13 protein-coding genes are annotated in these 12423 nt (G+C 58.8%); 9 read left to right on the top strand and 4 right to left on the bottom strand.

Features of this window, described 5'->3' with window-relative positions; all coding sequences use genetic code 11:
* Positions 1–4 precede the first annotated feature (4 nt).
* Positions 5–1198 carry a glycine C-acetyltransferase gene (locus tag MC269_RS18225; RefSeq protein ID WP_239955153.1) on the bottom strand — a complete coding sequence of 398 codons (1194 nt, stop codon included), beginning with the start codon at positions 1196–1198 and terminating at the stop codon, positions 5–7.
* A gap of 231 nt (positions 1199–1429) precedes the next feature.
* Between MC269_RS18225 and rfaD the strand changes: the two genes are divergently transcribed.
* The 5 genes from rfaD to MC269_RS18200 all read left to right on the top strand — a co-directional run bounded on the left by rfaD (position 1430) and on the right by MC269_RS18200 (position 6470).
* Positions 1430–2362 (top strand): ADP-glyceromanno-heptose 6-epimerase, encoded by a 933-nt coding sequence (gene rfaD, locus MC269_RS18220; protein WP_081137816.1) that lies wholly within the window; start codon positions 1430–1432, stop codon positions 2360–2362.
* 16 nt (positions 2363–2378) lie between these two features.
* Entirely contained in the window at positions 2379–3437 is a 1059-nt protein-coding gene (gene rfaF / locus MC269_RS18215) for an ADP-heptose--LPS heptosyltransferase RfaF (RefSeq protein WP_239953246.1), read from the top strand.
* The gene (gene rfaC / locus MC269_RS18210; protein WP_239953245.1) at positions 3425–4387 is read left to right on the top strand and encodes a lipopolysaccharide heptosyltransferase RfaC; all 963 of its coding nucleotides are present in this window, start codon (positions 3425–3427) and stop codon (positions 4385–4387) included. The genes rfaF and rfaC overlap by 13 nt, the downstream gene beginning before the upstream one ends.
* A complete protein-coding gene (locus tag MC269_RS18205; RefSeq protein WP_239953244.1) occupies positions 4388–5284 on the top strand; it encodes a sugar glycosyltransferase in 897 nt (298 codons plus the stop codon).
* A 121-nt stretch (positions 5285–5405) separates the two neighbouring features.
* Complete coding sequence (locus MC269_RS18200; RefSeq protein WP_239953243.1) at positions 5406–6470, top strand: O-antigen ligase; 1065 nt, start codon at positions 5406–5408, stop codon at positions 6468–6470.
* Here MC269_RS18200 and MC269_RS18195 read toward each other — a convergent pair.
* The 3 genes from MC269_RS18195 to envC all read right to left on the bottom strand — a co-directional run bounded on the left by MC269_RS18195 (position 6460) and on the right by envC (position 9879).
* A complete protein-coding gene (locus MC269_RS18195; RefSeq protein WP_239953242.1) occupies positions 6460–7536 on the bottom strand; it encodes a glycosyltransferase family 9 protein in 1077 nt (358 codons plus the stop codon). The two genes, MC269_RS18200 and MC269_RS18195, sit on opposite strands and share 11 nt — an antisense overlap.
* 138 nt (positions 7537–7674) lie before the next feature.
* Positions 7675–8574 (bottom strand): divergent polysaccharide deacetylase family protein, encoded by a 900-nt coding sequence (locus MC269_RS18190; protein ID WP_239955150.1) that lies wholly within the window; start codon positions 8572–8574, stop codon positions 7675–7677.
* A gap of 3 nt (positions 8575–8577) precedes the next feature.
* Entirely contained in the window at positions 8578–9879 is a 1302-nt protein-coding gene (gene envC, locus MC269_RS18185) for a murein hydrolase activator EnvC (RefSeq protein WP_239953241.1), read from the bottom strand.
* Between the two features lie 254 nt (positions 9880–10133).
* Between envC and MC269_RS18180 the strand changes: the two genes are divergently transcribed.
* From MC269_RS18180 to gpsA, 4 genes are read left to right on the top strand one after another with little or no spacing between them, the layout of a single operon-like run.
* Positions 10134–10565, top strand: coding sequence for a rhodanese-like domain-containing protein (locus tag MC269_RS18180; RefSeq protein WP_081137831.1), 432 nt, complete (start codon positions 10134–10136; stop codon positions 10563–10565).
* A 20-nt stretch (positions 10566–10585) separates the two neighbouring features.
* Positions 10586–10840, top strand: a complete 255-nt coding sequence (gene grxC / locus MC269_RS18175; RefSeq protein WP_081137833.1) for a glutaredoxin 3 — start codon at positions 10586–10588, stop codon at positions 10838–10840.
* A 37-nt stretch (positions 10841–10877) separates the two neighbouring features.
* Entirely contained in the window at positions 10878–11342 is a 465-nt protein-coding gene (gene secB / locus MC269_RS18170) for a protein-export chaperone SecB (protein ID WP_081137835.1), read from the top strand.
* A complete protein-coding gene (gpsA, locus tag MC269_RS18165; RefSeq protein WP_371824349.1) occupies positions 11342–12358 on the top strand; it encodes an NAD(P)H-dependent glycerol-3-phosphate dehydrogenase in 1017 nt (338 codons plus the stop codon). The genes secB and gpsA overlap by 1 nt, the downstream gene beginning before the upstream one ends.
* Positions 12359–12423: the final 65 nt, after the last annotated feature.

Below are 12423 nucleotides of genomic sequence, written 5' to 3'. Positions count from 1 at the left end.
CTCCTCAGGCGATCGCGCCGAGCTGTTTTCCGATGCGGGTAAAGGCGTCCACCGCGCGCTCCAGCTGCTGCTGGGTATGCGCCGCCGAAATCTGCGTGCGGATGCGCGCCTGACCGCGCGGCACCACGGGATAAAAGAAACCGGTGACGTAAATGCCCTCTTGCTGGAGCAGCCGGGCAAACTCCTGCGCCATGCTGGCTTCACCCAGCATCACGGGGATAATGGCGTGATCGGCACCCGCCAGCGTGAAGCCGGCTGCCGTCATCTGTTCGCGGAAAAAGCGCGCGTTGTCCCACAGCCGCTGGCGCAGGCCATCGCCTTCGCTCAGCAGATCGAGCACGCGAAGCGAGGCGGCGACAATGGCGGGCGCCAGGGAATTGGAGAAGAGGTAAGGGCGCGAACGCTGACGCAGCCACTCGACCACCTCCGCGCGGGCGGCGGTATAGCCGCCGGAAGCACCGCCCAGCGCTTTACCCAGCGTGCCGGTGATAATGTCGACGCGGCCCATCACGTCGCAATATTCGTGCGTGCCGCGCCCGGCCGCACCGACAAAGCCCACCGCATGGGAATCATCCACCATCACCAGCGCATCGAACTCGTCAGCAAGGTCGCAGATGCCGCGCAGGTTGGCGATCACCCCATCCATCGAAAAAACGCCGTCGGTGGCGATAAGCAGATGGCGCGCGCCTTTCTCCCGCGCCTCAACCAGACAGGCGCGCAGCGCCTGCATGTCGTTGTTGGCGTAGCGATAGCGCTGCGCCTTGCAGAGCCGCACGCCGTCGATGATCGAGGCGTGGTTCAGCGCGTCGGAGATAATCGCGTCTTCCGCGTCGAGCAGGGTTTCGAACAGGCCGCCGTTGGCGTCGAAGCAGGAGGAGTAGAGGATGGCGTCCTCCATGCCGAGAAACGCCGCCAGCTTTTTCTCCAGCTGCTTATGCGTATCCTGAGTACCGCAGATAAAGCGTACCGACGCCATGCCAAAGCCGTGCGTCTCCATGCCCGCCTTTGCCGCCTCAATCAGCGCCGGATGGTTAGCCAGCCCCAGATAGTTGTTGGCACAGAAGTTAATCACCTGCTGCTCGCCCACTTCAATCGCGGTTTGCTGAGCGGAGGTAATGATGCGCTCCTGCTTAAACAAGCCTTCCCGGTGCGCCGCATCCAGCTGCTGGCGGATCTGCTGATAAAATTGCGCTGGCATCATTGTTCTCCTCAGATGGCATAAATTCGGCACATCTTACTGAATCGCAAGCAGGCTAACGATAAATCCACCAGGAAAATATCAATTTTGCAGCATAGTTCACGTCAGGGGGCGGGCGGTGGGCGGCGTGTCAGAGTCATCTGGCTGTCTGCACCGTGATGAGATGTTATGATGTGAGACATTAGCGCGTGAAACCGCCTGTTTCACCCCCCAACTTTTAAGGTAGAGCACATGATTATCGTCACCGGCGGCGCAGGAATGATTGGCAGCAATATCGTCAAGGCGCTCAACGATCGCGGCATTAGCGATATCCTGGTCGTCGACAACCTGAAGGACGGCACCAAATTCGTCAATCTGGCCGATCTGAATATCAGCGATTACATGGATAAAGAGGAGTTCCTCACCTATATCGCCGCGGGCGAAGATTTTGGCCCGATTGAAGCGGTGTTTCATGAAGGCGCCTGTTCCGCTACCACCGAGTGGGACGGCAAGTACATGATGGACAACAACTATCAGTACTCAAAAGATCTGCTGCACTACTGCCTGGAGCGCGAAATTCCTTTCCTGTACGCCTCCTCCGCCGCCACCTACGGCGGCCGCAACGACAATTTCATCGAAAAGCGCGAGTACGAGCAGCCGTTAAACGTCTACGGCTACTCTAAGATGCTGTTCGACCACTATGTGCGCCAGATCCTGCCGGAAGCGGACTCGCCGGTTTGCGGCTTCCGCTATTTCAACGTCTACGGCCCGCGCGAAGGGCATAAAGGCAGCATGGCGAGCGTCGCGTTTCACCTCAACACGCAGATCGCCAGCGGCGAAAACCCCAAGCTGTTCGAAGGCAGCGACGGCTTTAAGCGCGATTTTATCCACGTCGACGACGTGGTGGCGGTAAATCTGTGGTGTTGGGAAAATAACATTTCCGGCATCTATAATTGCGGCACCGGTCGCGCAGAATCGTTCCAGGAAGTGGCGGACGCGGTGCTGAAATTCCATCAGCAAGGGCAGATTGAGTACATTCCCTTCCCGGACAAACTGAAAGGCCGCTATCAGGCTTATACCCAGGCAGACCTCACCAACCTGCGCGCGGCCGGTTATGACAAACCGTTTAAAACCGTGGCGCAGGGCGTGGCTGAGTATATGGCCTGGCTGAACCGCAGCGCATAAGGAACGCGTACCGGCGATGAAAATTCTGGTTATTGGCCCATCGTGGGTCGGCGATATGATGATGTCGCAAAGTCTCTATCGCACCCTCAAGGCTCAGCATCCGGACGCCGTGATCGACGTGATGGCACCTGCGTGGTGCCGTCCACTGCTGTCGCGCATGCCAGAGGTCAACCAGGCGCTGGCAATGCCGCTCGGCCACGGCGCGCTGGCGATTGGCGAGCGCCGCCGCATCGGCAAGACGCTGCGCGCCAGCGGCTACGATCGCGCCTACGTGCTGCCAAACTCCTTTAAATCCGCGCTGGTGCCTTTCTTCGCCGGCATCAAACGCCGCATCGGCTGGCGCGGCGAGATGCGCTATGGCCTGCTCAACGACATGCGCGTGCTGGACAAGGCGGCGTTTCCCCTGATGGTGGAGCGCTATATCGCCCTGGCTCAGGAGACGCCAGTCGCCTCGGCGCAGCAGCTGCCGCAGCCGCTGCTCTGGCCGCAGCTTCAGGTTGAGGATCGGGAAAAAATCGAAACCGCCGCCCAGTTTCAACTGTCGGCGGAACGCCCGCTGATCGGCTTTTGCCCTGGCGCGGAGTTCGGCCCGGCGAAGCGCTGGCCGCACTATCACTATGCCGCGCTGGCGCAGCAGCTGATCGCCGAGGGCAAGCAGGTGGTGCTGTTTGGTTCGGCCAAAGATCGCGAATGCGGCGATGAGATTATCGCGGCGCTGCCTGCCGAGGCGCGTCCCTACTGCCGCAATCTGGCGGGCGAGACGCAGCTTGAGCAGGCGGTGATCCTGATTGCGCGCTGCGACGCCGTCGTCAGCAACGATTCCGGGCTGATGCATATCGCCGCCGCGCTCAATCGGCCGCTGGTGGCGCTCTACGGGCCGAGCAGCCCCGACTTCACGCCGCCGCTGTCAAAACAGGTGCGCATTATCCGCCTGATTACCGGCTACCACAAAGTCCGCAAAGGCGAGGCCGAGCAGGGCTATCATCAGAGCCTGATCGACATTCAGCCACAGCGCGTTCATCAGGAACTGAGCGAGCTGCTGGCGCATCCGCAGGAGACGGCATGCAGGTCCTGATCGTCAAAACGTCGTCGATGGGCGATGTGCTTCATACGCTTCCCGCTTTAACCGACGCCATGCAGGCGATCCCCGGCATCCGTTTTGACTGGGTGGTGGAAGAGAATTTCGCGCAAATCCCCGGCTGGCATCCAGCGGTGGATAAAGTGCTGCCGGTGGCGATCCGCCGCTGGCGCAAGCACTGGTTCGGCAGCCAGCAGCGTGAAGAGCGCGTTCTCTTCAAGCGCGAGCTGCAGTCGCGCCAGTATGACGTGGTGATCGACGCGCAGGGGCTGATCAAAAGCGCCGCGCTGGTGACCCGCCTGGCGAGAGGCGTCAAGCACGGTCAGGACAGCCGCAGCGCGCGCGAACCTTTCGCCAGCTGGTGGTACGACCAACGTCATGAAATCGATAAAAAGCAGCATGCGGTAGAGCGCACGCGCGAGCTGTTTGCCAAAAGTCTCGGCTATCAGAAGCCGCAGACCCAGGGCGACTACGCCATCGCCGCGCACTTTCTGCGCGACGTGCCGCAGGATACCGTGCCTTATCTGGTGTTTCTGCACGCCACCACGCGCGACAACAAACACTGGCCGGAAAGCCACTGGCGCGACCTTATCGCGCTGCTGCAGCCCTCGGGACTGCGCATCAAGCTGCCCTGGGGCGCCGAGCATGAACATCAGCGCGCGCAGCGGCTGGCGGACGGTTTCAATCACGTCGAGGTGCTGCCGAAGCTGACGCTGGAGGCGGTGGCGCGCGAGCTGGCGGGCGCAAAGGCGGTGGTTTCGGTGGATACCGGTTTAAGCCATCTGACCGCGGCGCTCGATCGTCCCAACATTACCCTGTATGGCCCGACCGATCCGGGATTGATTGGCGGCTACGGGCAGAATCAGCACGCCATCAAAGCCAGCAACGGCGATTTGGCGTCGACCAGCGCCGAAGCGGTCTGGAACAGGCTCAGGGAACTACTTTGAATGGGATCGCTCTGGAAACAGATTTATCGCTATACCCATCCGCGCGACTATCGGCACAGTGAAAACCTGTGGCCCCATGTGAAGATAGCGCGCGCGCCTGAGGGGCACATCTGCTCGCTGGTCTGGAAGGGCCGCCAGATCGCCATAGAGGATTTGACGGCGCTGCGCGCCACGCATCGCGATACGCTGGCTATTGTCGCCACCGGACCGTCGGTCAACAGGCTCGACACGCAAAAGCTGGCGCAGTTTAGCGCGCTGGGCGTCAACGGCGCCTACCACCTGCGCGATCGCCTGGCTTTTCACTACTACGTTATTGTCGATCGCGACTTTGTGAAAAGCCGGCAAGAAGTGGTGCGTCAGGTGATCCAGGACCGCGATCTGCTGCTGTTTATTACCGTTCACTGCCTGCACGATATTTTCTGCATGCTGGGCAGCGACGCCGTCAAATGCCGTCTCGCGATTATCGAAGATATCAGACACAAGGTTTATCAGCCCCTGGTGGAGCCGTCCGGTTACGCTGCGCAAAGCAGGCATCTTGCCGGGCTAAGCCTTGATGCCGACAGGCGTGACATCGGGTTTTGCCGCGATATCCGCTGCGGCGTGGTCGATGCGGGAACGGTCGCCTACTGGGCGCTGCAAATTGCGTACTATTTAGGCGCGCAGACCGTTCTGCTCGCCGGGGTCGATATGACTAACTTTTCAGCGCCGCGTTTTTATGAAAGCGAGGCGGATGTTATGCCGAGCCAGCTCGAATCTCAATTTATGTCGTTGATTAAACCCTCGTTTGCGCACGCCAGTCGGATAATGAAGGAGGAGAATATCGTGGTATATAATTTGTCGCCAGAGAGCGCTCTGGGCAGCGAAATTTTTGAGAAGGTGTCTCTGAATGATCTCTGAGCATAACCGAAAACGCATCGTTACCGTCGCCTCCTGCTCTTTTATGATATTTCTGTTTTTAATGCCGCTGTTTACGTCTCAGGGAAAAGTGAATAATTTTTTCTATCTTTCGCTCATTTTAATGGCAGCGGTTTTTCTGGTCGATCGGCAACGTTTCCAGCATTTTATTCAAGACGCAAAAATCCCGCTGTTATTTATTTCCGCCTTTCTTTTTTACTTTAGCCTGAGCACCTTCTGGAGCACTGGCGAAGGAACCTTCACCTCGGCGCTGAAACACAGTTTTTATATCCTGTTTTTTATCCTGATGATTAATCATGTAGTTAAGAACTATGGGATATTAAGGCTACACTCGCTGATTTTCGCCGCCGCTTTTACGCTATTGATCCTGACCTTTATTTTCATCGATAAAAGCACGCTGCTGACTGGCCGGCTGGAAAACGGCTTCTTTGGCGCGCCGAGCAACGTGATCGATCTGGGCGGCTATTTCGCCGTCGGCATTATCAGCGCCTTTATTATCGCGCGCGAGTCCGGCAGACACTGGATCTACTTCCCCGCGTCGCTGCTTTTTATCGGCCTGCTGCTGACGCAAAGCCGCGGCCCGCTGCTGGCGCTGATCGTCTCCTCTTTCCTGCTGTTCGCCAAATATAAACATATCCATCTGCGGCATATTCTCTCGACCCTGGGCGGTCTGGTAGTTATCGGCCTCTTTTTTTACTTTACCGGCTACGGCAGCGAATATTCGCAGCGGCTGATCGACGCCTATCAGCAGAGCTATGTGCGCTTCGGTATCTGGCAGCATACGCTCGAGCTGGTCGAGCAGAGGCCCTGGTTCGGCTGGGGATTCGATAAAACGCTCTCGTTCAGAAACAGTCTGGGCGCCGTCGTCACCACCACGCACAGCGTCTATTTCTCAACGCTGCTCAAAGGCGGCTTGGTGGGACTGATACTGCTGGCGGGCGTCGTTAGCGCAGGACTGGGCTGCGCCTGGCGACGTTTCCACGAGGCAATGGCGCTGGAAGCGATGCTCTACCTGTTTTCGCTGATGTTCTTTATTACGCAGGGCATGTTCGTGATCGGGTCGCCCAGCGAAGCCTGGATGCTGTTTTGGCTGCCGCTGGCGGTTGCGATGGCCAGCCGTCGCGTCGCGCCGCCGGCTAACGTCCGGGCTGCGTCATTCAGTGATTGAGCAGCGGCTGGATCTGAGCGAACACCGATTCAGCGCTGATCTTGCGCAGCGGCAACGCTTTGTCATCGCCCGCCTCGGGCTCAATGCGCAGGATTTTATGCAGATGCGGGTCCTGATAAGGGCCCGTATGACGCGGGTTCGCGCCAACGTATAAACTGAGCGTTGGCGTGCGCGCGGTAATGGCAAGGTGCAGCGGGCCGGTGTCGCCGGTGACCAGCAGCGTAAACGTCGTAATCTGCTGGATGAGTTCCGTCAGGCTGGTCTTGCCAATCAGCGAGGTCACCTGAGGATGCAGCGCGTCAGGCAGCAGGGCAAGAAAGTCGCGCGCCAGCCCGCTATCCTGGCCGGCGCCGGTCAGCACGATCTCCGTCTGCGGGTCCGCCGCTAGAATAAGGGTCGCCAGCTCGGCGAAATGTTCCACCGGCCAGCAGCGATCGGGCTTCGACGCCCCCATCTGAAAACCGATACGGCGCCTGTCCGCTGGTTTCGGCAGCGCCGGGATCGCCAGCGGGAAGGCCATGCTGATATCCGTGGTATCACAGCCCAGCCAGGCCAGCGTGTTGAGTTTGCGCTGGATAATATGCGTATCTTCAGAGCGGGAGTAGTGATCCAGCCAGCGGTTGAGGTGGGTGGGATCCTGGGCGAAATTATCCCGCACAATATAGGTCGAGCCTGAAAGCTTAGCGCACAGCACATCGTAATAAATATTCGCATGCAGGATAAAGGTGATTTCCGGCTTAAACGCCCACAGCTTTTTCAGCAGGCGATGCATATTTTTGACTTTATTATCCCAGACTTCAACCTCGTCAAACCAGGGGCTGCCTTTAACCAGCGCGCTGTTTTTCTGGCTGGTGACAAAGACTATTTTCGCCTGTGGATAGCGTTTTTTGATCGCTTTTATTGCTGGCGTGTTAAATAAAAGATCGCCCAACGCTGTGGTAGAATAAATAGCGATACGTTTGAACTCAAGATCCTTACTCAGCGCCGCTTTATTCCGGTGTCCGTTAAACAGCGAATAGAAAGCGATAACGGCATTAATAAAAAATATCTTTTTTTTCGGTTTCATTGAGATTAAACGTCGTGATTTTCACACAAAAAACAGCAAGGAATAGCCTTCCTGGCGCCTGAAATTGCGCATCCATCATAGGGGATACGCAACGAATAACAAGTCACGCGAGGCGTTTATTACGCTTTCTGGCCGATATCAAAACAGTTGCCTGAGGGTCGTCGCCAGCGAGCCTGATGCAACGCTCTCCCATACCACGCCAAGCGCCTTCACTGCCGGAACCGGCTGCGGCTGCACCTTACACAGGCCCGGCGGCTGGAAGCCCGGCTTCTGCGGACGCGGCTGCGGTTTCGCCGGCGCGGTGGTCGCGCCGTGCTGCGGCTCGTTCAGCAGCTGGCTCGGACGCACCAGCGTAATATCCGCAGGCAAGGTTGGCAGCATCTGCTGCAGCACGCGCACCGTGTTGGGATGCGGATGGCCGATGGCGATGGCGTAGCCGTCGCGCTGCGCCAGCTTCACCGCGCGGGCGAACTGCTGGCGCACGGCGTTGATATCCTGGCTATCGTCGAGAAAGACGCGGCGTTTCAGCACCTTCACGCGCGTGCCTTGCGCGGCAGGCACTGACTGGCTGTTGCCGATGGTCATGCTGTCGAGAAAGTAAAAATTGTACTGGTTGAGCGCCTGCATCACTTTCTGCATGCCCGGCAGGCTAGAGGTCATCTTGCTGCCCATATGGTTATTCAGCCCGACGGCATAGGGCACGTTGTTGACCGCGCTGCGCAGAATGCGCGCGATCTCTTCGCTGCTCATCTCCGGCGTCAGGGTGTTTTTCTCCAGCGGCTGTTTGCTGAGCGGCGCCATCGGCAGATGGATCAGCACTTCGTGACCGCTCTGATGCGCCTTAGTCGCCATTTGACGCGCGCCGGGCGCGTCAGGCAGCACCGCGACGGAGATCGCGGCGGGCATCTGCAGGACCTTGTTCTCTTCAGAAGGACGATAGCCGAAATCGTCGATCACGATGGCGAGCTTGCCCGCATGGGCGGCGCAGCTCAGAAGCAGTCCGCCGATAACGGCGGCGAGAGGGCGACGTTGAAACAACACTTATCTTCCTAACCACGGGAGTGGATTGACGGCCTGTCCCTGACGTCGGATTTCAAAATAGAGCGACGGCGTACCGCGTCCGCCGCTGGTGCCCACCAGCGCGATAGGCTGTCCTGCCTTCACCTGGGCGCCAACGCTTACCAGCGCGCTCTGGTTATAGCCGTAGAGGCTCATATCCCCTTTGCCGTGCTCCACCACCACCACCAGCCCGTAGCCCTGCAGCCAGTCGGCCATCAGCACGCGGCCGTCGGCGATCGCTTTGACTTCGGCGCCTTCCGGCGCGTCGATCACCAACCCTTTCCAGCGCAGCTCGCCCTGCAGCTGTTCGCCGAAGCGGTGTTCGATACGTCCGCGCACCGGCCACAGCGCCTGGCCGCCCGCGCGGCCGAGGCCGCCGGTGCGCGCCACCAGTTCGCGTTCGCTCTGCGTCGGCTGGTAGGTCGAGCCTTTGGCTTTGGCCTGCGCCTGACGCTGGCGCACTTTTTCCGCTTCCCGCGCCTCGCGCGCCGCGCGTTCGCGCGCTTCACGCTCGGCCCGGGCGATTTTATCCTGCAGACGGCTTTCGTTCTGGCGCATCTCTACCAGATCGGCCTGATCTTTCTCCAGCGCGTTTTCCAGCGCGCTCAGCGTTTTCTTGCGCGCCGCGCTCGCCTGCTGCAGCTTCTCCTGCTGGCCTTGCTGCTGCGTCAGCAGGTTTTTTTGCTGCTGCTGTTTCTGCTCCAGCGAGGTCTTTTGCGCGCCCAGCGTCTGGCGGGTTTTTTGCAGCGCATCGATGCTCTGCCGACGCGCGTCGTTGAGATAGCCGAAATAGGCGAGAATACGTTCGCTGCGCTGGCTCTCTTCGCCGCCCAGCAACAGCTGCACGCCGTTATGCTGGCCCTGGCGAAACGCGGCGTCCAGCTGCTGCGCCAGCAGGGCTTCCTGCTGCGCCTGCTGTTTTTCAAGCCGCGCGATAGACGCGGTGAGCTGGCTGATTTCGCCGTTAAGCGCGTTCAGGCTGTTGCGGGTTTCGCGCAGCTGACGGCTCGCCTGGGCGATCACCTTCTCCTGGCTCTGCAGCTGATCGAGCAGTTTGCTGCGCGCAAGCTTTTGCGCCTTAACGCTTTTCTCTTTTTCGGCGATATTTTGCTGAATGGATTTGAGCTGTGACTTGCTGTCGTCGGCGCTGCGCGCGGCGGCGGGCAACAACAGAACGCCCGCGCAGAGCAGGCTGAAGGAGAGAATGGACAGGCGTGCAGGCAACGGGCGTTTCTTTCCGCTGTGACGGGTCCTTGTGGCTAAAACAGTCGCTTTTCCCTTCATAGGCCAGTGATTATTCCACGATGAACAGCCGCTTACCAGCGCAACGCCACGGGATTTCCTTTTCCAAAGATGTCCGCATTTATCTCGATCTCGCATAAGCGTTACGCCATTTTTGCGATACGGCAATTTTTTTTGGAAAATGACGCACAAATCGTAACTCTGGCCGCTTAGCGTCTGTACATGAGAAGTGGCGCAGGTATACTCAGAACCCTTGTTTTTAGCTTAATTAGCCCGGTCTGGAGTCGTTACCCCTCATGCAAGAAATTATGCAGTTTGCAAGCAATCACACCATCCTCAGTCTGGCATGGGTCGTTTTACTGGTTCTGGTGATTGTGACCACCTTTAAAGGAATGTTTTCTAAGGTGAAAGTTATCAGCCGCGGCGAAGCGACCCGCCTGATTAACAAAGAAGAGGCGGTAGTGGTGGATGTGCGGTCGCGTGATGATTACCGCAAAGGACATATTTCCGGCGCGCTGAACGTTGCGGCGGCGGATATCAAAAAAGGCAGCTTCGGCGAGCTGGAAAAGCATAAAGCCCAGCCCATAATTGTGGTGTGCGCCACTGGCCAGAGCGCCAGCGAACCGGCTGAAAAGCTGAGCGCCGCCGGCTTTAGCCAGGTGACCGTACTGAAAGACGGCATCAGCGGCTGGAGCGGAGACAATCTTCCGCTGGTGCGCGGAAAATAACTTCTACTGAGGAACGCAACATGGCCAATGTCGAGATTTACACCAAAGCGACCTGTCCTTTCTGCCACCGGGCGAAGGCGCTGCTGAGTCAAAAAGGCGTGGCGTTTCAGGAGATCCCTATTGATGGGGACGCGGCGAAACGCGAAGAGATGATCAAACGCAGCGGCCGTACCACGGTTCCTCAGATTTTCATTGATGCGCAGCACATTGGCGGCTGCGACGATCTTTACGCGCTGGACGGGCGTGAAGGTTTAGATCCGTTACTGCAGGCGTAAAAGGCGCGGGATTTTTCAACTCACAGGACTTAGTCAGATGTCAGAACATAACACCAACGAAATGCAATTCCAGATTCAACGCGTTTACACCAAAGACGTTTCCTTCGAAGCGCCGAACGCGCCGCAGGTCTTCCAGAAAGAGTGGGAGCCGGAAGTGAAGCTGGATCTGGATACTGCGTCATCACAGCTGGCTGACGAAGTGTTTGAAGTAGTGCTGCGCGTGACCGTGACCGCCAGCGTCGGCGAAGAGACCGCTTTCCTGTGCGAAGTTCAGCAGGCGGGCATCTTCACCATCAGCGGCATCGAAGGCTCGCAGATGGCGCACTGCCTGGGCGCTTACTGCCCGAACATCCTGTTCCCGTATGCGCGCGAATGCATCACCAGCCTGGTGTCGCGCGGTACCTTCCCGCAGCTTAACCTGGCGCCGGTAAACTTTGACGCGCTGTTCATGAACTACCTGCAGCAGCAAGGCGAAGGTGCCGAACCACATCAGGATGCCTGATGACTACACACGCTTCGATTAGCGTCATCGGTGCCGGCTCGTACGGCACCGCTCTGGCCATTACCCTGGCCCGCAACGGCAATCCCGTGCTGCTGTGGGGACATAATCCTGCTCATCTTGCGCAGCTGCAGGCCGACCGCTGCAACAGCGCCTTTCTCCCTGACGTACCCTTTCCCGACAACCTTGAGCTTGAGCCCGATCTTGCCCGCGCTATTGCGGCCAGCCGCGATCTGCTGGTGGTGGTGCCGAGCCACGTTTTTGGCGAGGTGCTGACGCAGATTAAACCGCATCTGCGCCCCGAATCGCGCATCGTCTGGGCGACCAAAGGACTGGAGCGAGAGACCGGCCGGCTGCTGCAGGATGTGGCACGCGACATCCTCGGTGACGCTACGCTGCTCGCAGTCATCTCCGGGCCGACCTTCGCCAAAGAGCTGGCGGCGGGCCTGCCGACCGCGATTGCGCTGGCGGCGACCGATGCAACCTTCGCTGAGGATCTGCAGCAGAAGCTGCACTGCGGCAAAAGCTTCCGCGTTTACAACAATCCTGATTTTGTCGGCGTTCAGCTCGGCGGCGCGGTGAAAAACGTTATCGCCATCGGCGCGGGCATCTCCGACGGCATCGGCTTCGGTGCCAACGCGCGCACCGCGCTGATCACCCGCGGGCTGGCGGAGATGAGCCGACTTGGCGCGGCGCTGGGCGCCGATGCCACCACCTTTATGGGCATGGCCGGTTTAGGCGATCTGGTGCTGACCTGTACCGACAACCAGTCGCGCAACCGCCGCTTTGGCCTGATGCTGGGCCAGGGCGAATCGGTCGACCACGCGCAGCGCATTATCGGACAAGTTGTAGAAGGCTATCGAAACACTAAAGAAGTCAAGGCGTTGGCGGAGCGTGTCGGCGTCGAAATGCCTATTACCGAGCAAATCTACCAGGTGCTCTATTGCGGAAAACCGGCGCGAGAGGCAGCATTGAGCCTGTTAGGCCGTACAAGGAAGGACGAAAACAGCACAAGCTGACGCAGGACGCGCAGCATCGTCACCTGTAGCGCCATCCAGGCGCTTTTTTTATCGGGAGAAAAAGG

This window comes from Pantoea sp. Z09 (assembly GCF_022394795.1).
GTDB classification, from domain to species: domain Bacteria; phylum Pseudomonadota; class Gammaproteobacteria; order Enterobacterales; family Enterobacteriaceae; genus Pantoea; species Pantoea latae.
The sequence above is the reverse complement of the archived record's forward strand: the minus strand, read 5'-3'. Positions and strand labels throughout refer to the sequence as shown.

Excerpts from the sequence above, each read along its gene's own strand:
- envC (WP_239953241.1), bottom strand. The coding sequence starts at position 9,879 with ATGAAGGGAAAAGCGACTGTTTTAGCCACAAGGACCCGTCACAGCGGA.
- grxC (WP_081137833.1), top strand. The coding sequence starts at position 10,586 with ATGGCCAATGTCGAGATTTACACCAAAGCGACCTGTCCTTTCTGCCAC.
- MC269_RS18180 (WP_081137831.1), top strand. The coding sequence starts at position 10,134 with ATGCAAGAAATTATGCAGTTTGCAAGCAATCACACCATCCTCAGTCTG.
- MC269_RS18205 (WP_239953244.1), top strand. The coding sequence starts at position 4,388 with ATGGGATCGCTCTGGAAACAGATTTATCGCTATACCCATCCGCGCGAC.
- MC269_RS18225 (WP_239955153.1), bottom strand. The coding sequence starts at position 1,198 with ATGCCAGCGCAATTTTATCAGCAGATCCGCCAGCAGCTGGATGCGGCG.
- rfaF (WP_239953246.1), top strand. The coding sequence starts at position 2,379 with ATGAAAATTCTGGTTATTGGCCCATCGTGGGTCGGCGATATGATGATG.
- rfaC (WP_239953245.1), top strand. The coding sequence starts at position 3,425 with ATGCAGGTCCTGATCGTCAAAACGTCGTCGATGGGCGATGTGCTTCAT.
- MC269_RS18195 (WP_239953242.1), bottom strand. The coding sequence starts at position 7,536 with ATGAAACCGAAAAAAAAGATATTTTTTATTAATGCCGTTATCGCTTTC.
- secB (WP_081137835.1), top strand. The coding sequence starts at position 10,878 with ATGTCAGAACATAACACCAACGAAATGCAATTCCAGATTCAACGCGTT.
- gpsA (WP_371824349.1), top strand. The coding sequence starts at position 11,342 with ATGACTACACACGCTTCGATTAGCGTCATCGGTGCCGGCTCGTACGGC.
- rfaD (WP_081137816.1), top strand. The coding sequence starts at position 1,430 with ATGATTATCGTCACCGGCGGCGCAGGAATGATTGGCAGCAATATCGTC.
- MC269_RS18200 (WP_239953243.1), top strand. The coding sequence starts at position 5,406 with ATGGCAGCGGTTTTTCTGGTCGATCGGCAACGTTTCCAGCATTTTATT.